This is a genomic window from Rhodococcus sp. OK611 (assembly GCF_003050885.1).
In the GTDB taxonomy this organism is placed as follows: domain Bacteria; phylum Actinomycetota; class Actinomycetes; order Mycobacteriales; family Mycobacteriaceae; genus Rhodococcus_G; species Rhodococcus_G oryzae.
Window position 1 is genome coordinate 167,353 of sequence record NZ_QAOZ01000004.1, and the last position, 19,662, is coordinate 187,014.

Genomic DNA, 19,662 nt, shown 5'->3' on the forward strand with positions numbered 1-19,662 from the left:
GAGCGGCGGGTGACGCCGGACACGGATGAGATACTGGAGCCGTGAATTCGGAAGTGGTCGGTACGGTCGCGACAGCGGCGTCCGACCTCGTCGCGCTGTCGCATTCGATCCAGGCGGAGCCGGAGCTCGCTTTCGAGGAGCATCGCAGCGCCGCAAAGGTCGCGGAACTGCTCTCGCAGCGGGGTTTTGACGTCGAGTCGCCGGTTGCCGAACTACCGACCGCGTTCACCGCCAGCTATGGCAGCGGAGACCTGGTCATCGGGATCCTCGCGGAATACGACGCGCTGCCGGAGATCGGACACGCCTGCGGGCACAACATCATCGCGGCGTCCGCGGTCGGCGCGGGCCTTGCGCTCGCGCCGCTCGCGGACCGCCTCGGAATCACCGTCCGGGTGCTCGGCACCCCCGCGGAGGAGAGCGGCGGCGGCAAGGTGCTGATGCTCGAGCGCGGTGTCTTCGACGACCTCGGTGCGGCGATGATGGTCCACCCTGGCCCCGAGGACATCGCGGGTGCCACCTCTCTCGCGATGGCCGATCTGGCCGTTGTCTTCAGCGGCCGCGAGGCACACGCCTCGGCATCGCCGCAGCTCGGGCGCAATGCGGCCGATGCGGCCACCATCGCGCAGGTGGGTCTCGGACTGCTCCGTCAGCACCTGTCGGCGGGCCAGCAGATGCACGGGATCGTCAGCGACGGCGGGATCGCGCCGAATATCGTGCCCGCCAGGACCGAGATGCACTACTACCTGAGGGCGCAGACCGCGGATTCGCTCACCGAACTGACGGAACGGGCGCTGGCCTGCTTCGAGGCCGGCGCGCTCGCGGCCGGGTGCACGCACGAGATTCGTACCGTCTCACCGAACTACACCGAACTACGGCCCGATCCGTGGCTGGTCCGGTCCTATCGTGAACTGATAGTGGAGATGGGGCGCAGTCCGTTGGCCCCGGCATTGGAAGGATCGCGTCCCTTGGGCAGCACAGATATGGGCAACGTCACGCACGTGTTGCCGGGGATCCACCCCGTGATCGGGATCGAGTCGGGCGGTGCGGCCACCCATCAACCGGCGTTCGCCGCGGCGTGCGTGACCGAGTCCGCCGACCGCGCGGTCACCGACGGCGCGGTCGCGCTGGCGGGCACCGCGATCCGTGCGGCGACCGACCCCGAACAGCGGGCGCGTCTGCTCGACGGCGCACAGCGGCGGGGGGTGGGCGGTCGATGACCGAGTGGATCGACCGCTGGGTCGCCGACCACACCGCGGACCTCTCGTCGTGGCGGCGTCACATCCACGCGCACCCGGAGTTGGCCCGGCACGAGTACGCCACCACCGAGTTCGTCGCGACCCGCCTGATCGCGGCCGGCCTGGCACCCGAGATCCTTCCCGGCGGAACCGGTTTGACCTGTGACATCGGCCCGGACGGCCCGCGGGTCGCGCTTCGGGCCGACATGGACGCGCTGCCGCTCCAGGAGGCCACCGGAGCGCCCTACGCGTCCACGGTCACCGGGGTCTCCCATGCGTGTGGCCACGACGCACACACCACCATCCTGCTCGGCGCGGGCCTTGCGCTCGCCCAGGCGCCGGACCTGCCGGTCGGGGTGCGGCTGATCTTCCAGCCCGCCGAGGAGGTGATGCCCGGCGGCGCGCTGGAGGCGGTCGCCGCCGGAGCCCTCAAGGGGGTGTCGAGAATCTTTGCGCTGCACTGTGACCCACGGCTGGAGGCGGGCCGCGTCGGCGTCCGGCTCGGTGCGATCACCTCCGCGGCGGACACCGTCGAACTGATCCTCGATTCCCCGGGCGGGCACACGTCCCGACCGCACCTGACCACCGACCTGGTGTACGCCCTCGGCACGGTCATCACCGGACTGCCGGGAATGCTGAGCAGGCGGATCGATCCGCGCACGAGCACCGTGATGGTGTGGGGCGCGGTCACCGCGGGTCAGGCACCGAACGCGATTCCTCAGTCGGGCAGGCTGATCGGGACCGTCCGGACCGGCGACCACGACACCTGGGCGCTGCTCGAACCGATGGTCCACGAGATCGTGGACGGTCTGCTGGCGCCGACGGGGGTGCGCTATCAGCTCAACTACCGGCGCGGCGTGCCGCCGGTGGTGAACGACGAGGACTCCACCCGGATCTTCGAGAGCGCGATCGCCGCGATCGGACCGGACGCGAGATCGGACACCCCGCAGTCGGGCGGCGGCGAGGACTTCTCCTGGTATCTCGAGGAGGTTCCCGGCGCCATGGCCCGCCTGGGGGTGTGGTCGGGAGTCGGGCCGCAGCTCGACATCCATCAGCCGACCTTCGATCTGGACGAGCGCGCGCTCGGGGTCGGTGTCCGGGTGTTGGCCAACCTGCCGCTGGCCGCGGCGGGCGTTCTCTAGCTGGGGTAGCCGGGAGTCCCGGGGCCCACGTTGCGGCTGTTGCGGGTTCGCAGATCGCGGACGTACTCGGCGGGCGCTCCCGCGATCTCGGCGGCCTCGGCCATCACGCCGAGGTAGCGCGCGGAGGGCAGCCCGCCCTCGTAGGCGTCGAGGACGTAGAGCCAGGCCAGCACCGGTTCGCCGTCGGTGTCGACGCGGAGCCGTATCTTGCGGTGGATGCCGAGCTCGGAGCCCTCCCACCGGTCGAGGCTCACCTCGTCCTCGTCGGGGACGTCGTAGAGCACCACGAAGACGCTGGAGTCGGGGTCCTCGACGACGGTGGCCAGTGCGCCTTCCCAGCCGATGTCGCCGCCGCTGAAGGTCAATCGCCAACCGTGCAGCCAGCCCGTTCCCGCCATCGGCGAGTGCGGGCAGCGCTTGAGCATCTGCTCCGGATGCATGTTGGATCCGTAAGCGGCGTAGATCGGCACGGCGAAAGCCTAAACCGTGTCGGGGTGACTGCAGAACCGCACACAGCAAAACGAAACCCGTTCGCCGCAGGGAACCGGTGCCAACGTGCGTCGGAAGGGGCCGGTGCAATAGCGTGGAACGCACCGACACCCTGCGTAACAGCTCCCGAACAACTGGAGGATGAATGACCCGGATCGTGATCATTGGCGGCGGACCGGCCGGGTATGAGGCGGCGCTCGTCGCCGCCCAGCACGGTGCGTCGGTTTCGCTGATCGATTGCGACGGGGTCGGCGGTGCCTGCGTGCTGTGGGACTGTGTGCCGTCGAAGACGTTCATCGCCTCGACCGGGGTGCGCACGGACATGCGCCGGGCCACCGACCTGGGCATCAGCCTCGAGCCGTCCCAGGCCACCATCTCGCTGCCGCAGATCCACTCCCGGGTCAAGAGCCTCGCGCAGGCCCAGTCCTCGGACATCAGGGATCGGCTCCAGACCGTCGGCGTCGAGCTGCTCGCGGGGCACGGGGAGCTGATCGACCAGGAGCTCGGGATGGCGGCGCACCAGGTGAAGGCGACGCTGCACGGCGGCGGCGAGCAGGTACTCGACGCCGACGTGGTGCTGATCGCCACCGGCGCGAGCCCCCGCATTCTGCCGACCGCCAAGCCGGACGGCGAGCGCATCCTGAACTGGCGTCAGCTCTACGACCTCGATTCGCTGCCCGAGCACCTGGTGGTGGTCGGTTCAGGCGTCACCGGCGCCGAGTTCGTCTCCGCCTACACCGAGATGGGCGTCAAGGTGACGATGGTCTCCAGTCGCGACCGGGTGCTGCCGCACGAGGACGCGGACGCGGCCCTCGTCCTCGAGGATGCGCTGTCCGAGCGTGGTGTGACGCTGGTCAAGCACGCCCGCGCCGACTCCGTCGAGCGCACCGCGGACGGCATCGCGGTGACGCTGGCCGACGGTCGGGTGGTCACAGGAAGCCACGCCCTGATGACGGTCGGTTCCATCCCCAACACCAACGATCTCGGACTCGAGCGGGTGGGCATCGAGCTCGACCCGGGCGGCTACCTGCGGGTGGACCGCGTCTCGCGAACCTCGGTGTCGGGGATCTATGCGGCAGGCGACTGCACCGGACTGCTGCCGCTGGCCTCCGTCGCGGCGATGCAGGGCCGGATCGCGATGTACCACGCCCTGGGCGAGGGGGTCAGCCCCATCAAGCTCAAGACCGTTGCCTCCGCGGTGTTCACCCGTCCCGAGATCGCCACCGTCGGTGTCAGCCAGGCCTCGATCGACGACGGCGAGGTGCCGGCGCGCACCGTGATGCTCCCGCTGAACACCAACCCGCGGGCCAAGATGTCGGGACTGCGCCGCGGCTTCGTGAAGATCTTCTGCCGCCCGGCCACCGGCGTGGTGATCGGCGGGGTCGTGGTCGCCCCGACCGCGTCGGAGTTGATCCTCCCGATCGCCATCGCGGTCCAGAACAACCTGTCGGTGAACGACCTGGCGCAGACCTTCTCGGTGTACCCGTCGCTGACCGGATCCATCACCGAGGCCGCCCGCCAGTTGATGCGCCACGACGACCTCGACTGACCTCGCTGGTCCCACGATATGAAACAGAGGGTTCATATCGTGGGCCCGCCTGTGCGATAGTCGATGGTGCCGGCCGCGACCATCGGCCCCCCGCTTCGGCGCCTCCCGCCCCGCAGACCCGGGACGACCAGGTGTTTCTGCCTCGTCCTGTCCCCGCCTGCCCCGGGAGGTCTCATGTCCCCGTCCCCGCACCCCGTGTTCGCACGCCGCATGAACGGGCTGCGCAGCTCGGCGATCCGGGATCTGCTCACCATCACCGCCCGCCCGGAGATCGTCAGCCTGGCAGGCGGGCTGCCCGACCCAGAGCTCATCCCTCGGGAGCGGATCCGCGAGGCGAGCGAGGCGGTGCTCGCGCGACCCGACGCGGTCCAGTACACCGAGACCGCGGGCTGGTTCGGCCTGCGCGAGGTGATCGCGGCGCGGGAGTCCGCAGTCGGATCGCGCTCGGTGGACCCGCGTGAGGTGGTGGTGACCCACGGGTCCCAGCAGGCGCTGAGCCTGCTCGCCCAGGTGCTGCTCGACCCCGGCGCCACGGTCGTCGTCGAGGAACCCGCCTACACGGGGGCCCTCCAGGTGCTCCGCCTCGCCGAGGCGAGGATCCTGACGGTGCCGCTCGACGCGGACGGAATGCGCACCGACCACCTGGAGGAGCTCCTCGCCGCGGGCGAACGGCCCACGCTGGTGCACACGGTGAGCAACTTCCACAACCCCGGAAGCGCGACGATGTCCGTCGCGCGCAGGCGGCACCTCGCCGCACTCGCCGAGGCGTACGGATTCTGGGTGATCGAGGACGACCCGTACGGCGAGATCTGGTTCGACGGCGCGCCGCCCGCACCGGTCGCGGACCACTCCGACCGGGTCATCCGGCTCTCGAGCGCGTCGAAGATCCTGGCACCCGCGCTACGGGTCGGGTGGCTGCGCGGCCCGCGCGCGGTCTGCGACGCCGTCGAGTTGGTCAAGCAGGGCGCGGACCTGTGCGGCGGGGCGTTGACCCAGCAGATCGCGGCGACCATGCTGGCCGACGGACCGTGGCTGGCCGGGCACCTGGCGCGGATCCGCGCCGTGTACGGCGCCCGCGCCGGGGCGCTCGCCTCCGCGGTCACCGGCGCGTTCGGTGACGCCGTGTCCGCGACCGAGATCGGCGGCGGCATGTTCTGCTGGCTCGAGTTCCGCGACGGCACCGACACCGGGCTGCTGCTGCCTGCCGCACTCGACCACGGCGTCGCGTTCGTGCCCGGATCGGCCTTTGCCGTCGGTGGTGACCATCGGGGCACCGCGCGGTTGTGCTTCACCACCAACGACGAGTCGACCCTGAGCGATGCGGTCGGCCGGCTGGCGGCGGCGCACAGAGGCCGCTGAGCGCAGGGGGGCCTAGTCGACCCAGTCGTAGGTCCGCTCGACGGCCTTGTTCCACTCCCGGTACAGCCGATCACGCTCGGCCGCGGCCATGGTGGGCTTCCAGGTGCGCCCGACGGCCCAGTTCTTGCGGATGTCGTCCTCGCCCGCCCAGAACCCGACCGCGAGCCCCGCGGCGTAGGCGGCGCCGAGGGCGGTGGTCTCGTTGACCACCGGCCGGATCACCGGGACGTCGAGGATGTCGGACTGGAACTGCATCAGGATCTCGTTGAGCACCATGCCGCCGTCCACCTTCAGGGCGGTCAGCTCGACACCGGAGTCGGCGAGGCACGCCTCGAGGACCTCGCGGGTCTGAAAGGCGGTGGCCTCCAGCGCGGCCCGCGCGAGGTGCCCCTTGTTGACGAACCTGGTCAGCCCCACGATCGCCCCGCGTGCGTCGGGGCGCCACCTCGGCGCGAACAGACCGGAGAACGCGGGCACGAAGTATGCCCCACCGTTGTCCTCCACGCTGGCGGCGAGTCCCTCGATCTCCTTGGCGGAGTTGATGATCTCGAGGTTGTCGCGCAGCCACTGGATGAGCGATCCGGTGACCGCCACCGAACCCTCGAGCGCGTACACGGCGGGCGCGTCGCCGATCCGGTAGCAGACGGTGGTGAGGAGCCCGTTGCTGCTCGGCATCGGGGTGGTGCCGGTGTTGAGCAGCAGGAAGTTGCCGGTGCCGTACGTGTTCTTGGCCTCACCGACGCTCAGGCAGGCCTGCCCGAAGGTGGCGGCCTGCTGGTCGCCGAGGATGCCCGCGATCGGCACCCCGGCCAGGATGCCGCGCTCGCGAACCTGCGCGTACACCTCGGAGGAGCTGCGGATCTGCGGCAGCATCGAGGTCGGGATCCGGAACTCGGCGCAGATCTGTTCATCCCATTCGAGCGTCCGCAGGTCCATCAGCATGGTCCTGGACGCGTTGGTCGGATCCGTGACGTGCAGCCCACCGTCCGCGCCGCCGGTGAGGTGCCACAGGATCCAGGTGTCCATCGTGCCGAAGCAGAGCTCGCCCGCCTCGGCTCGCTCGCGGGCCCCCTCGACGTTGTCGAGGATCCAGCGGATCTTGGGGCCGGAGAAGTAGGTGGACAGGGGCAGCCCGGTGCGCTCGCGGTAGCGTCCCGGGCCCTCGTCGCCGGCGAGTTCGGTGCAGAGTTCGTCGGTGCGGGTGTCCTGCCAGACGATCGCGTTGTACACCGGCTTGCCGGTGCGGCGGTCCCAGACCACGGTGGTCTCGCGCTGGTTCGTGATGCCAACCGCGGCGATGTCGTGCCGGGTCAGATCCTTCTTGGCCAGGGCGGCCGCGACGACCTCGCGGGTGGCCCGCCAGATCTCCTCCGGATCGTGCTCGACCCACCCCGCACGAGGGAAGATCTGCTCGTGTTCCTTCTGAGCGGAGGCGACCACCAGCCCGTCATGATCGAAGATCATGCATCGGCTCGAGGTGGTGCCCTGGTCGATCGCGGCGACATACACGGCTAAAAGCTACTAAAGCGCGCCTCACAATTCACGTCGATCGTGAGACGGCGCCCTTCCCAAGCGTCGTCCCGGTGCTGCATACCACCCGTTCGAGGCAGCGAAGACCGGTCGACATGGCCTAGCCTTGGTGCTGATTCGTCGACAACTCACAGGAGCATGCGTTGAGCAAGCAATCGGGAGCACAGTTTCTGGGCCCGCAACAGCGCAAGGATGCGTGGGACCAGCTGGGATCCGAGCAATTCGACATCGTCGTCGTCGGTGGCGGAGTCGTGGGCTCGGGCATCGCGCTCGACGCCGCCACCCGGGGGCTGCGTGTCGCCCTTGTCGAGGCGCGCGACTACGCCTCCGGCACCTCCTCGCGGTCGTCGAAGATGTTCCACGGCGGCCTGCGCTACCTCGAGCAGCTCGAATTCGGACTGGTGCGTGAGGCTTTGCGCGAGCGCGAGCTCTCGCTGTCGACGCTGGCCCCGCACCTCGTCAAGCCGTTGAAGTTCCTGTTCCCGATCACCCACCGGGTGTGGGAGCGTCCGTACATGGCGGCCGGGATCTTCCTCTACGACACGATGGGCGGCGCCAAGTCGGTGCCTGCGCAGAAGCACCTCACCCGCTCGGGCGCGCTCCGCCTGGCACCCGGCCTCAAGCGGAACTCGATGGTCGGTGGGATCCGCTACTACGACACCGTCGTCGACGATGCCCGCCACACCATGACCGTGGCCCGCACCGCCGCGCACTACGGCGCGGTGGTCCGCACCTCGACGCAGGTGGTCGGATTCCTGCGCGAGGCCGACCGGGTTTCCGGTGTGCGGGTGCGGGATTCGGAGGACGGCAGCACCACGGAGGTCCGCGGTCACGTCGTCATCAACGCGACCGGTGTGTGGACCGACGAGATCCAGGCGCTCTCCAACCAGCGTGGGCGGTTCCGCGTGCGTGCGAGCAAGGGCGTGCACATCGTGGTGCCCCGCGACCGGGTGGTCAGCGAGGCGGCGATCATCCTGCGCACGGAGAAGTCGGTGCTGTTCGTGATCCCGTGGGGAAACCACTGGATCATCGGAACCACCGACACCGACTGGAATCTCGACCTCGCCCATCCGGCCGCCACCAAGGCGGACATCGACTACATCCTGGGCCACGTGAACAAGGTGCTGGTCACGCCGCTTACCCACGACGACATCGACGGCGTGTACGCCGGGCTGCGGCCGTTGCTCGCGGGGGAGAGCGACGAGACGTCCAAGCTCTCGCGTGAGCACGCCGTGGCGCGGGTCGCGCCGGGACTGGTGGCGATCGCCGGTGGCAAGTACACGACTTACCGGGTGATGGCGGAGGACGCCGTCGACATGGCCTCCGAGGACATTCCGGCCCGCGTCGCGCCCTCGATCACCGAGAAGGTGCCGCTGGTCGGGGCGGACGGATACTTCGCGTTGGTGAACCAGACGACAGCGGTCGGTGAGCAGTACGGGCTGCACCCGTACCGGGTCAAGCACCTGCTCGACCGGTACGGTTCGCTGATCCACGAGGTGCTCGGGCTCGCGACGGATACCCCGGAACTGCTGCAACCGATCACCGATGCGCCCGACTACCTTCAGGTCGAGGCGGTGTACGCGGCCGCAGCCGAGGGCGCGCTGCACCTCGAGGACATCCTCGCGCGGCGCACCCGGATCTCGATCGAGTACGCGCACCGCGGGGTGAACTGCGCCGAGCAGGTCGCGCAGCTGGTGGCGCCGGTCCTCGGCTGGGACGCGGCCACCGTGGACCGGGAGGTGGAGACCTATCGCGCGCGGGTCGAGGCGGAGGTCCACTCGCAGGCGGAGCCCGACGACTCCGCGGCGGACGCCCTGCGGGCCGCCGCGCCCGAGGCGAGGGCGGAGATCCTGGAGCCGGTGCCGATCTCGCGCTGATCGGTTGCGCCGGGGGTCAGTGCGTCAGCACGAGCTTCACTGCGACCACGGCGATCGCGACGAAGGCCAGCAGGCTGCAGGCCACCAGGGTGTGCCTGCTGAGCTTCTCGCCGCGCAGGCGGGTCATGACGATGCCGAGGCCGGCGATGCGGCTGACCACCCAGATTTCGGCGAGCAACAGCGCGGTCTGCCCCTCGAGCACGCCGAGGGCGTCGAGCCCGACCACCGCCGCCGGGACGAGCCCGGAGGTCAGCACCGGCACCGAGTCGCGGAGCTCCTCGAAATGCTCGGATCGGGTCAGCGGGCGCCCGATTCGGGCGCTCCTGCCGACCGACTCGGCGAAGGCGTGCGCGATGAAGGTCGACAGCACGGTGCCGATGACCACCATGGCGGCGTGCGAGGTGCTGGCGTCGTGCAACGGGATGAGGGCGGCGAGCACCAGGACGTTGCCGTAGACGTACGCGCTGATCCGACTCGCCGAGTCCTCGACGTCCAGGGGTGTTCGCTCCATGGACGTAGAGCTTTCCACGTCCGTCCGGGTCAACGCGTGCGGACCACGGTCGAGGGAACCGAACGAGCGGCGAGGCCGGACACGGCCATGGCGGTCAGGACGATGAAGACGAGCGGGAATGTGATCATGTCTCAAGGATCACGAGCGAACCCTTGACACACATCAGCGCCAGGTGTGAACTCGCTGAGAGTCGTGTCATCCCTGAGGAGTACGCAGACCGGCGGTGAGCGTCCGGATGCATCGCGCGACGATCTCGGCGGGAGTGCCGTCGCTTCCGGCGGCCACATCCGAATCCGCCCAGGTCTGGATGGCGATGCGCATCGCGGTGTTGCCTGCCACCGCCATCAGCCGCACGTCCAGCGGGTCGGCCTCGGGGCCCATCAGGTCGCGCAGGACCTCGACGAGCGACTCCTCCGTGTCGTGGACGATCCGGAACCAGACGGACTCGAGTCCGGGGTCGCCGGGAATCGCCCGGAAGAGCTCGTGCGTCAGCCGCAGTGAATCGACGCCTGCCCGGTCGGTCCGGGAGAGGGCGCGGCGCGCGGACCGCTCGAGTGCCTCGGCCGCCGGGAGGTCGCGGGGGCCACGGGCCAGGTCGTGGATCCAATCCCGGACCCCGCCGGCGAGCATCGGGGTGACCGCCTCTTCCTTTGTCCGGAAGTACCGGTAGAAGGTCCGCAAGCTGATTCCGGCGGCGGTCGCGATGTCCTCGGCGGTGACCGCGGACGCGCCCCGCGCGGCGAACAGCTCGGCCGCGCAGTGTGCGATCTCGAGCTGGGTCTGGAGTCGCCGTCGCTCGGTGAGAGGGAGGGGGGCTTGTGCGCCGGGGTCCGCCATGGACACCATCATGGCACGTTGTGCCATCTCGGCGTAACGTGCAGCTGAGACCGGGAACACACCACTACCCAGTAGAAGGAGATCAGTTCATGAACCGCTTCGAGGGCCGCAAGACGCTCATCACCGGGGCCGGATCCGGCATCGGTCAGGCGACGGTCGCCCGGATTCTCGCGGAGGGCGGCGTGGTCGCCGCCGCCGATGTGTCCGAGGAGGGGCTCGCGGTCACGCGCGCCCGCGCCGAGGAGGCCGGGGCCGCGGACCGCCTGACCACCGTCGTCGTCGACATCTCGAACGAGGCGTCGGTACAGGAGGCCATCGGCGGCGCGATCAAGGACCTCGGCGGGCTGCAGGTGCTGATCAACGCCGCGGGCATCCTGCGCGCCTCGCACACGCACGAGACCAGCCTCGACTTCTGGAACAAGGTGATCGGCGTCAACCTCACGGGCACCTTCCTGGTCACCCGCGAGGCCTTGCCCGCGCTGGTCGAGAACGGTCAGGGTGTCGTGGTGAACTTCAGCTCCACCTCGGCGTCGTTCGCGCACCCGTACATGGCGGCGTACGCGGCCACCAAGGGCGGCATCCGGTCCTTCACCCATGCCATCGCCCTCGAGTACGCCAAGGCCGGCCTGCGCGCTGTCGCGGTCGAGCCCGGCAGCATCGCCTCCGGCATGACCAGCAACCCGGGCTTCCCGGAGCACGACCTGGACCCGACTCTGATCGGCAAGCTCTACCCGTGGATCGGCGAGGGCTTCGCGCCGCCGGAGGACGTCGCAGGCGTGATCGCGATGCTCGCCTCCGACGACGGAAAGTTCGTCACCGGCACCGAGATTCGCATCGACGGCGGCACCCACATGTGATCGACCGGGCCCGAATACACTGGGTCCGATGAGCACCACCGACCGCCCCGGCCTCGATCAGCGCCGTCTGCAGCGACGGACGCGCCTGCTCGAGGTCGGGGTGGATCTGCTCGGTGCGGCAGGCGGGCCCGCGGTGAGCGTGCGCGCGGCGTGCCGCGCGGCCGGGGTCACCGAGCGGTATTTCTACGAGAGCTTCGACGACCGCGACGCCTACATCCGCGGTGTGTACGCGGAGGTCGGTGAGCGGGCCCGCGACGCGTTGGTGTCCGCGGTCGCGGGCGCCGAGACGCCGACGGAGATCGCGGAACTCGCCGTCCGCGCGTTCGTTGCCCTCGTCCTCGACCACCCCGAAGCAGGCCGGGTCCTGCTGCTGGCGCCGCTGCGGGAACCCGCACTGGGCGGGCGCGGCCTGGAACTCGCCCCGAGTTTCGTTGTGCTGGTGCAGGATCAACTGCAAGGCGTCGCCGATCCCGACGAACGGACCCTGCGTGCGCTCGGTCTCGTCGGGGCCCTGACGAGTCTGTTCATCGGTTACCTCGACGGCACGGTCACCGTGCCCCGCGAGACGCTGATCCGGCACTGCCTCGGCCTGCTGGACCGGGCGAGCCGTCCCTAGTGCCTCGCGCCCGAAGTCTTCTCGCGGTTGCCGGGGCCCACGCGGCGCCTCGCTGCGTTGTCGAAGTCCCAGGTAGAACCCCGCTACCTGGGACTCCTCCGCCTGGCGATGCATCCACGTGGATCCCCGGCAACCATCAATTGACTTCGGGCACGAGGCACTAGCTCAGACGGACGGTTGGCAGCGCGGACACCAGAAGATCTGCCGTTCGCTTACGTGGGTTCCGTCGCCGAGGACCCCGCCCCTGACGAGGGTGCCGCAGCGCAGGCAGGGCCTGCCGGAACGGCCGTACACCCAGGTGCTGCGGCCGCGCCGGCGGTCTCCGGTGGTGATGCGCACGACGCGGTCCCGGTTCGCCACCAGTAGTCGGTGCGCGAGTTCGGCCCACGCGTGCGGCTCACCTGCGGCGGCCACCGGGGTCGCCGGGTGCACTCCGCGCAGGAAACACAGCTCGTTGCGGTAGACGTTGCCGATGCCCGCCATCACGCGCTGGTCCAGCAGGGCCAGGCCGATCGTGCGGGCGGGGTCGGCGGCGAGATTCGTCGCGGCGCGGTCGGGGTCCCAGTCGGGGCCGAGCAGGTCCGGCCCGAGATGACCGACCGCCCGCTCCTCTTCGTCCCTGGCGAGGACCTCGACGATGCCGAGCTGGAACCCGACCGCGAGGAAGTCGGTGGTGCCCAGCAGGATCCGCGCCTGCCACGCGGGCCTCCGCCAGCGTCCGCCCTCGGGATAGACGTGCCAGGCGCCCTCCATCTTCAGATGGGTGTGCACGGTCTGCCCGCTCACCCGGATCAGCAGGTGCTTGCCCCTGCTGACCACCTCGTCGACCGGTCCAGGGGTGAGGTCGACGGTCGCGAAGCGCGGCACCCGGATGTCGCAGACGGTGAGCGGCCGGCCCGCGAGCGCGGCGCGGAGCTGCCCCGCGACCTGCCAGACGGTGTCACCCTCGGGCATGGAGGGCCCGCTTGCGGAGGCCGCGCGGAGTCGCCGCGAAACCGGCCTCGACGAGGACCGGCGAGAGGGGGCTGGTGTGCACGGACTCGCCGTCGACCTTCTCGATGACGATCTTGTCGACGCCGCCGTGGTCCACCACGGCGGCCAGCGATCCGGCCGCACCGTGCAATGCGCCGGGATCATCGGTGAAGGTGAGCACGGTCTTGCCGCCGCGCTCGACGTACAGCGCGAGCTCCCCATCGATGAGCACCACCAGGGCGCCCGCCTTGCGGCCGGGCCGGTGCCCGCCCGTGGTGGCGGGCCAGGCCAGCGCGGCGCCGAACGGGTTCGCCGGGTCCGTCGCGGCGAGGGTCACGGCGGCTGGTGCGTTGGCCGGGCCGACCCGGTCGCCGTAGGCCCGCAGCCGGTCGACCACCTCGGAGGTCGAGAACTGTGCGGCGCCAAGGGTGTTGACGAAGTACCCACGTCTGCACCGCCCGCTGTCCTCGAAACCCCGCAGCACCTTGTACATCAGGGCGAAGCCACCGGGGACCGATTCGCTGACCACCGATCCCCGCGTGAGCACGCCGTACCGGTCCAGCAGCACGTCCGCGCGCGCGTGTGCCCGGATGGTCGGGTCGGGTTCGAGTTCGGGCAGCAGCGACCACCGTCCGCCGACGGTGGGCGGCCCGGTCCGGCTCGGCAACGCCGGACGGGCGAGGGCGCGGTAGGGCCGGGCTCGCGGTGCCCGGCGCGGCGCCCGGTGGCTCGGCGTCGAGCGCGAGGGCCCCGACAACAGGGCACGCAGGGGAGCGAAGGTGTCGTTGCTGAGGTGGCCGGCCCACACCAGCTCCCACAGCGAGGCCGCGAGGCCGGCGTCGTCGGTCCCGCCGATCAGGTCCGAGAGGTTCCGGAAGAAGTAGGCGCCACCCGGCGCGAGCGCGTCGAGGATCTGGCGTTGCTGCTCGGACAGCTCCGTGTCGACGGGCGGGGCCAGCGTCAGCGGCGCCGCATCGGCCGGGTGCAGGCACACCCAGCCGTCGCTGCCGGAGATCGCGCCTGCGCCCGACCACAGCACCTCGCCCGTGGCGGTCAGCTCGTCGAGCATCGCCGGCTGGTAGTCGCGCACCCGCGAACTCAGGATCATCGGTTCCCAGGCGGAGGCGGGGATCGGTACGCCCGCAAGCTGTTCGATCACCGCGGCCACCCCGTCGATTCCGCGCAGGCCGCCGCCGATGTGCTGCCAGTCGGGCAGGAAGCGGCCGAGCGCGGACGGCTCGACCGGCTCGACCTCCTTGCGGGCGGCGGCGAGGGAGCGGCGCCGGAGCCGCCGCAGCACCTCGGCGTCACACCACTCGCTGCCCGCGGCTGCGGGCCGGAACTCGCCCTCCAGCACGCGCTTGTCGGCGGCGAGGCGGCGCAACACGTCCCGGACCACGGAGGTCCCGAGTCCGAAGCGGGCGGCCGCGTCGGCGAGGGAGAACGGTCCGTGGGTGCGGGCGTAGCGCGCGACGAGGTCGCCGAGCGGGTCGTCGACCGGTTCGATGAACGCGGCGGGGGTGCCGATCGGCAGCGGCACGCCGAGCGCGTCGCGCATCCGGCTCGCGTCCTCGATCGCCACCCACCACTGCTCGCCGGCGAAGCCGACCCGCATGGCCCGACGTTGCGCTTCGAGCTCGCGGACCCAGAGCGCGGCATCACCGTGCGTCCGGTTCGCGATCTCCGCGTCGGTCAGCGGCCCGAGCAGGCGCAGCAGGTCCGCGACCCCTTCGAGATCCTTTGCCCTGCGATCGGGGACGAGGCGTTGTAGTTCGCGTTCGGTGAGGTCGATGACGTCGGCATCGAGCAGTTCGCGCAGCTCCACCCGGCCGAGCAGCTCGGCGAGCAGGGTGGAGTCGAGGGACAGGGCGGCGGCCCGTCGCTCGGCGAGCGGGCTGTCGCCCTCGTACATGAACGCTCCGACGTAGTCGAAGAGGAGCGCCCCCGCGAAGGGCGACGGCGACGGCGTCTCGACCTCGACGAGCCTGATCTGCTTGCGGCCGATGCCGTCGAACAGGGCGGTGAGGGAGGGCAGGTCGTAGACGTCCTGCAGGCATTCGCGGACGGTCTCGAGCAGGATCGGGAAGGTCGGGAACTTGCGCGCGACGTCGAGCAGCTGGGCGGAGCGCTGTCGCTGCTGCCAGAGCGGCGCCCGCTTGCCCGGATTGCGCCGCGGCAGCAGCAGGGCACGGGCGGCGCACTCGCGGAATCGGGACGCGAACAGCGCGGAGTTGCTGACCTGCTCGGTGACGATGTCCGCGATCTCGTCGCGATCGAAGACGAACAGCTCCGAGCCGGGCGGGGCGTCCTCGGTGTCCGGTAGCCGGACGATGATGCCGTCGTCGGATGCGGTCGGCGCGGAGTCGATCCCGTACCGCTCCTGCAGCCGGGCGCCGACCGCGAGGGCCCAGGGCGCATGCACCGGCAGCCCGTAGGGCGAGTGCAGCACGAGTCGCCAGTCGCCGAGCTCGTCGCGGAACCGCTCGACCACGAGGGTGCGGTCGGTGGGGACCTGTCCGGTGGCGGTGCGCTGCTCCTCGACGAGGGCGAGCAGGTTCTGGGTGGCGTTGGTGTCGAGGCCCTGGTCGGCCAGGCGGGCCCGCAGATCCGTGTCCGCGCCGAGTGACATCTCGCGCAGGAACTCGCCCAGAGCCGCGCCGAGCTCGGCGGGCCTGCCGAGGCCGTCACCGTGCCAGAACGGGAGCCGGCCGGGCAGGCCGTAGGCGGGGCTGACGAGGACCCGGTCGTGGGTGATCTCCTCGATCCGCCAGCTGGTGGCGCCGAGCGCGAAGACGTCGCCCACCCGCGACTCGTAGACCATCTCCTCGTCGAGCTCGCCGACCCGGGAGGCCTTCTCACCCACCATGTACACGGCGAACAGTCCGCGGTCCGGGATCGCTCCGCCGGAGGTGACGGCCAGCCGCTGTGAGCCGGGCCTGCCGGTGAGGACATCGGCGTCGCGATCCCAGACGAGTCTCGGGCGCAGCTCGGCGAACTCGTCGGACGGGTAGCGGCCCGCCAGCAGGTCGAGGGTGGCGTCGAACGCGGACCGGGGCAGTGTCGCGAAGTTCCCGGTGCGGCGGACCGCGTCGAACCAGGACTGGACGTCGAGCTGGTCGAGGGCGCAGGCGGCCACGGTGTGCTGGGCCAGGATGTCGAGCGGGTTCGCCGGGACCGCGAGCGCCTCGATCCGGCCCGCGGTCATCCGTTCCACGGTGACCGCGCAGTGGATGAGGTCGGTGCGGTGCTTGGGGAAGAGCACCCCCCTGGAGATCTCCCCGACCTGGTGCCCGGCTCGCCCGACCCGCTGCAGCCCGCTCGCCACCGAGGGCGGCGCCTCCACCTGCACGACGAGATCGACCGCGCCCATGTCGATTCCGAGCTCGAGGCTGCTGGTGGCCACCACGCAGCGTAGCCGCCCGGATTTGAGGTCGTCCTCGATGAGCGCGCGCTGGTCCTTGCTCACCGAGCCGTGGTGGGCGCGGGCGAGCAGCGCCTCGGCGCCGTGCCCCACCTCGGCGGTGGAGCCGATCAGCGAGGCCGGCTTGTGCACGGTCTCGACCGGGGCGCCGAGGCGGTCGGCATAGACCTCGTTGAGCCTGGCGGTGAGCCGCTCCGCGAGCCGGCGGGAATTGGCGAACACGATCGAGGACCGGTGCTCGAGGACCAGGTCGACGATCTGCTCCTCCACATGCGGCCAGATCGAACCCTGTTGTGGGGCCGGGGAAACGGAATTCTCGTCCGGTGTCGTGACCCCCAGTTCGGTCATGTCCTCGACCGGTACCCGCACGGTCAGGTCGAAGGTCTTCGGGGAGGGTGGGCAGACGATGTGGATGGGCGCGGACCCGGTGAGGAAGCGGCCCACCTCCTCGTGCGGGCGGACCGTCGCGGACAGCCCGATCCGTTGCGCAGGACGGGGGAGCAGCATGTCGAGCCGCTCGAGCGAGAGAGCCAGGTGTGCACCGCGTTTGGTCGCCGCGACGGCGTGCACCTCGTCGACGATCACGGTCTGCACGGTGGCGAGCGATTCGCGGGCCGCCGAGGTGAGCATGAGGAACAGCGACTCGGGCGTGGTGATGAGGATGTCGGGGGGTGTGCGCACCAGGGCACGGCGATCCGCGGGGCTGGTGTCGCCGGAACGGACGCCGACGGTGATCTCCGGCGGCGTCAGGCCAAGGCGCTTGGCGGTCTGGGTGATGCCGACCAGCGGGGCGCGCAGGTTCCGCTCGACGTCCACCGCGAGCGCCTTGAGCGGCGAGACGTACAGGACGGTGGTGCCAGGCGGGCGCTGATCGTCGTGCGGGCGGGCGGCCAGCTGGTCGAGCGCCCACAGGAACGCGGAGAGTGTCTTGCCGGATCCGGTCGGCGCGACGACCAGCGCGTGCGAGCCGTCGGCGATGGCGTCCCAGGCCCCGAGCTGGGCGGCGGTGGGCGCGGGGAAGGCGCCGGCGAACCACTCCCGGGTGGGGGCGGAGAACCTGCCGAGCACCGTGTCCATGGTGTCCATAGTGCCTCGGGCCCCCGACACTGGGCGCACACTGAGGGAGGCGTACTGCATCCGAGTCCGGAGAGGTGAACCGTCGTGTCCGAGAAGTCGAGCGTCAAGCAGGAGGTCGCCGCCGGCACCTCGATCGGGGCCGCGGTGCTTCTGGTTGCCGTCGGCGTGCTCCAGGTTCTTCAGGGGTTGGCTGCGGTCGGCACCGACGAGGTCTTCACCGTCGGCGTCGATTACACCTACGAGCTCGATCTGACCGCGTGGGGCTGGATCCACATCGCCCTCGGTGTGGTGATCGCGCTGGTGGGTGTCGCCTTGTTCCGGGCCGGGATATGGGCGCGGACGTTGGCGATCGTCATCGCGGCACTGTCGATCGTGGTCAACTTCCTGTGGCTTCCCTACGCCCCGGGGTGGGCCGGCCTGATCATCGTCCTCGATGTATTCGTCATCTGGGCGGTATGGACCTGGATTCCGAGCTCCGGCTGGGAGAAGCCGTTGCGGTAGGCGGAGGTGGCCATGGTGTCGACGGTCGTGGATACGCCCGAGTCCGGTGAGCACAGGAAGCTGCTGTATGTCACGCTGCCCGGGTGCTGGGGTGCACTCGTTTTCGCGTGCCTGTCGTTCACGCCGTCGCTGCTCCCGCGCGGGGGTGTGCTGCAAGGGGTGGTCTGTGGAATCACCGCCGCGATCGGGTACGGGCTGGGCGTGTTCGCGGCCTTCGTGTGGCGCGCGTTCGCGGATAGAGCTGCTCGGCGCCCGGGACGTCGCTCGTGGCTGGTCTTCCTCGTCAGTGCGGTGGTGCTGTTCGCAGTCTCGTTCGCGGCAGGGCAGTACTGGCAGCACCAGATCCGCGCGTTGATGGGTGTCACCGAGTACAACGTTCCGCTGGTGGTGCTCGCGCCCGTCGTCGCGGCGGTGGTGTTCTGTCTCCTCATTGCGATCGCGCGCGGCATTCGCGGCATGTATCGCTGGAGCGCGCGGCGGCTCGACCGGTGGATCGGCCAGCGGGCGGCGAGCGTTGTCGGGTGGTTCCTGATTGCCGGAATCGTCTACGCGGTGGTCTCGGGAGTGCTGCTCGGAGGCCTCGTCAGCGTCGCGAACGGGGCGTTCTCGTTGCGCGACACGATGACTCCGGAAGGTGTCCAGCAGCCCGCGACCGGCCTCCGGTCAGGCGGCCCCGGCTCAGTGGTGCCGTGGGATTCGCTTGGATGGCAGGGGCGCAGCTTCATCGGCGCAGGTCCGACCACCGATCAGATCGGCCAGTTCGTCGACCACCCGGCCCTGGAACCGATTCGCAGCTACGCCGGTCTGGCGTCGTCGGACGATTCCGAGTCGAGGGCGGCGTTGGCGGTCGAGGACCTCGGCCGTGCCGGAGGCTTCCAGCGCGCCAACCTGCTCGTGGTGACGACGACCGGGAGCGGCTGGGTGGATCCGGCCCTGGTGGACAGCTTCGAGTACCTCACCGGTGGCGACGCGGCGACCGTGGCGATCCAGTACTCGTACCTGCCGTCGTGGATTTCCTACCTGGTCGATCAATCGAAGGCCAGGGAGGCGGGCCGCGATCTGTTCGACGCGGTCTACGACGTGTGGTCGAAATTGCCGCAGGATGCCCGTCCCCGGCTGTTCGTGGCGGGGGAGAGCCTTGGCTCGTTCGGCGGCGAGACCGCCTTCAGCGGTGAGTACGACCTGCGCAACCGGACCTCGGGAACGTTGTTCGCCGGCCCTCCCAACTTCAACACGCTGTTCCGCGAGTTCAGCGACCGGCGTGAGCCGGGGAGCCCGGAGGTCGAGCCCGTCTACAAGGACGGGCGAACGGTGCGATTCAGCAACGACCCCGAGGCCGGGATTCCCCCCGAGGGGAGCCCCTGGGACGGCAGCCGCGTTCTGTACCTGATGCATCCCTCGGACCCGATCGTCTGGTGGAGTCCGAACCTGATCTTGAGTGAGCCGGACTGGATCGGTCAGCCGCCGGGGCGGGACGTGCTCGAGGAAATGGTCTGGATACCGTTCGTGACGTTCTGGCAGATCACCGCAGACTTGCCGTTTTCCACCGGCGTTCCCGGCGGTCACGGCCACAAGTACACGTCCGAGTACGTCGACGGATGGAACGCGGTGCTGCAGCCCGTGGATCTCACTGGCGAGCAGCTCGCCACCCTCAGGACCGTCATCGGCACCGGCGGGTAGTGGCGATCG

15 protein-coding genes are annotated in these 19,662 nt (G+C 70.3%); 9 read left to right on the top strand and 6 right to left on the bottom strand.

The window, feature by feature from the left end:
- Nucleotides 1-41 precede the first annotated feature (41 nt).
- Entirely contained in the window at nucleotides 42-1,217 is a 1,176-nt protein-coding gene (locus C8K38_RS06495) for a M20 family metallopeptidase (protein WP_097210487.1), read from the top strand.
- Nucleotides 1,214-2,377 carry a M20 family metallopeptidase gene (locus C8K38_RS06500; RefSeq protein WP_097210488.1) on the top strand — a complete coding sequence of 388 codons (1,164 nt, stop codon included), beginning with the start codon at nucleotides 1,214-1,216 and terminating at the stop codon, nucleotides 2,375-2,377. Before C8K38_RS06495 ends, C8K38_RS06500 begins: the two co-directional genes overlap by 4 nt.
- On the opposite strand, the gene C8K38_RS06505 is transcribed toward C8K38_RS06500, so the two are convergent.
- Nucleotides 2,374-2,847 (bottom strand): gamma-glutamylcyclotransferase, encoded by a 474-nt coding sequence (locus C8K38_RS06505; RefSeq protein ID WP_027500255.1) that lies wholly within the window; start codon nucleotides 2,845-2,847, stop codon nucleotides 2,374-2,376. The two genes, C8K38_RS06500 and C8K38_RS06505, sit on opposite strands and share 4 nt — an antisense overlap.
- A 164-nt stretch (nucleotides 2,848-3,011) precedes the next feature.
- Here C8K38_RS06505 and C8K38_RS06510 point away from each other — a divergent pair, with 164 nt between their 5' ends.
- Nucleotides 3,012-4,415, top strand: a complete 1,404-nt coding sequence (locus C8K38_RS06510; RefSeq protein ID WP_097210489.1) for an NAD(P)H-quinone dehydrogenase — start codon at nucleotides 3,012-3,014, stop codon at nucleotides 4,413-4,415.
- 174 nt (nucleotides 4,416-4,589) lie between these two features.
- The gene (locus C8K38_RS06515) at nucleotides 4,590-5,774 is read left to right on the top strand and encodes an aminotransferase-like domain-containing protein (protein ID WP_257017089.1); all 1,185 of its coding nucleotides are present in this window, start codon (nucleotides 4,590-4,592) and stop codon (nucleotides 5,772-5,774) included.
- A gap of 12 nt (nucleotides 5,775-5,786) precedes the next feature.
- Here C8K38_RS06515 and glpK read toward each other — a convergent pair whose 3' ends face one another.
- Nucleotides 5,787-7,283 (bottom strand): glycerol kinase GlpK, encoded by a 1,497-nt coding sequence (gene glpK / locus C8K38_RS06520; protein WP_257017090.1) that lies wholly within the window; start codon nucleotides 7,281-7,283, stop codon nucleotides 5,787-5,789.
- A gap of 164 nt (nucleotides 7,284-7,447) precedes the next feature.
- Here glpK and glpD point away from each other — a divergent pair, with 164 nt between their 5' ends.
- Entirely contained in the window at nucleotides 7,448-9,181 is a 1,734-nt protein-coding gene (gene glpD, locus C8K38_RS06525) for a glycerol-3-phosphate dehydrogenase (RefSeq protein WP_097210490.1), read from the top strand.
- 16 nt (nucleotides 9,182-9,197) lie between these two features.
- Here the strand turns inward: glpD and C8K38_RS06530 are convergent, their stop codons facing one another.
- Both C8K38_RS06530 and C8K38_RS06535 read right to left on the bottom strand, forming a co-directional pair.
- Nucleotides 9,198-9,692: a hypothetical protein gene (locus C8K38_RS06530; RefSeq protein WP_097210491.1), complete on the bottom strand. Its 495-nt coding sequence runs from the start codon at nucleotides 9,690-9,692 to the stop codon at nucleotides 9,198-9,200.
- A 195-nt stretch (nucleotides 9,693-9,887) separates the two neighbouring features.
- Entirely contained in the window at nucleotides 9,888-10,556 is a 669-nt protein-coding gene (locus C8K38_RS06535; protein ID WP_245221173.1) for a TetR family transcriptional regulator, read from the bottom strand.
- Nucleotides 10,557-10,618: 62 nt separating this feature from the next.
- Between C8K38_RS06535 and C8K38_RS06540 the strand changes: the two genes are divergently transcribed.
- Nucleotides 10,619-11,386 (top strand): SDR family NAD(P)-dependent oxidoreductase, encoded by a 768-nt coding sequence (locus tag C8K38_RS06540; protein WP_097210492.1) that lies wholly within the window; start codon nucleotides 10,619-10,621, stop codon nucleotides 11,384-11,386.
- Nucleotides 11,387-11,414: 28 nt separating this feature from the next.
- The gene (locus C8K38_RS06545; RefSeq protein ID WP_097210493.1) at nucleotides 11,415-12,002 is read left to right on the top strand and encodes a TetR/AcrR family transcriptional regulator; all 588 of its coding nucleotides are present in this window, start codon (nucleotides 11,415-11,417) and stop codon (nucleotides 12,000-12,002) included.
- A gap of 165 nt (nucleotides 12,003-12,167) precedes the next feature.
- On the opposite strand, the gene C8K38_RS06550 is transcribed toward C8K38_RS06545, so the two are convergent.
- Both C8K38_RS06550 and C8K38_RS06555 read right to left on the bottom strand, forming a co-directional pair.
- Entirely contained in the window at nucleotides 12,168-12,956 is a 789-nt protein-coding gene (locus C8K38_RS06550; protein WP_097210494.1) for a DNA-formamidopyrimidine glycosylase family protein, read from the bottom strand.
- A complete protein-coding gene (locus C8K38_RS06555) occupies nucleotides 12,943-17,481 on the bottom strand; it encodes an ATP-dependent helicase (RefSeq protein ID WP_097210495.1) in 4,539 nt (1,512 codons plus the stop codon). The genes C8K38_RS06550 and C8K38_RS06555 overlap by 14 nt, the downstream gene beginning before the upstream one ends.
- Nucleotides 17,482-17,556: 75 nt before the next feature.
- On the opposite strand from C8K38_RS06555, the gene C8K38_RS06560 reads away from it, so the two are divergent.
- Together C8K38_RS06560 and C8K38_RS06565 are read left to right on the top strand one after the other, a co-directional pair.
- A complete protein-coding gene (locus C8K38_RS06560; RefSeq protein WP_097210496.1) occupies nucleotides 17,557-17,973 on the top strand; it encodes a DUF7144 family membrane protein in 417 nt (138 codons plus the stop codon).
- A 12-nt stretch (nucleotides 17,974-17,985) separates the two neighbouring features.
- Nucleotides 17,986-19,653 carry an alpha/beta hydrolase gene (locus C8K38_RS06565; protein WP_097210663.1) on the top strand — a complete coding sequence of 556 codons (1,668 nt, stop codon included), beginning with the start codon at nucleotides 17,986-17,988 and terminating at the stop codon, nucleotides 19,651-19,653.
- Nucleotides 19,654-19,662: the final 9 nt, after the last annotated feature.

Bases quoted from the DNA above. Each gene is read 5' to 3' on its own strand.
- C8K38_RS06555 (WP_097210495.1), bottom strand. From the start codon at position 17,481: ATGGACACCATGGACACGGTGCTCGGCAGGTTCTCCGCCCCCACCCGG.
- C8K38_RS06535 (WP_245221173.1), bottom strand. From the start codon at position 10,556: ATGGCACAACGTGCCATGATGGTGTCCATGGCGGACCCCGGCGCACAA.
- C8K38_RS06510 (WP_097210489.1), top strand. From the start codon at position 3,012: ATGACCCGGATCGTGATCATTGGCGGCGGACCGGCCGGGTATGAGGCG.
- C8K38_RS06500 (WP_097210488.1), top strand. From the start codon at position 1,214: ATGACCGAGTGGATCGACCGCTGGGTCGCCGACCACACCGCGGACCTC.
- C8K38_RS06545 (WP_097210493.1), top strand. From the start codon at position 11,415: ATGAGCACCACCGACCGCCCCGGCCTCGATCAGCGCCGTCTGCAGCGA.
- C8K38_RS06540 (WP_097210492.1), top strand. From the start codon at position 10,619: ATGAACCGCTTCGAGGGCCGCAAGACGCTCATCACCGGGGCCGGATCC.
- C8K38_RS06565 (WP_097210663.1), top strand. From the start codon at position 17,986: ATGGTGTCGACGGTCGTGGATACGCCCGAGTCCGGTGAGCACAGGAAG.
- C8K38_RS06550 (WP_097210494.1), bottom strand. From the start codon at position 12,956: ATGCCCGAGGGTGACACCGTCTGGCAGGTCGCGGGGCAGCTCCGCGCC.
- C8K38_RS06530 (WP_097210491.1), bottom strand. From the start codon at position 9,692: ATGGAGCGAACACCCCTGGACGTCGAGGACTCGGCGAGTCGGATCAGC.
- C8K38_RS06515 (WP_257017089.1), top strand. From the start codon at position 4,590: ATGTCCCCGTCCCCGCACCCCGTGTTCGCACGCCGCATGAACGGGCTG.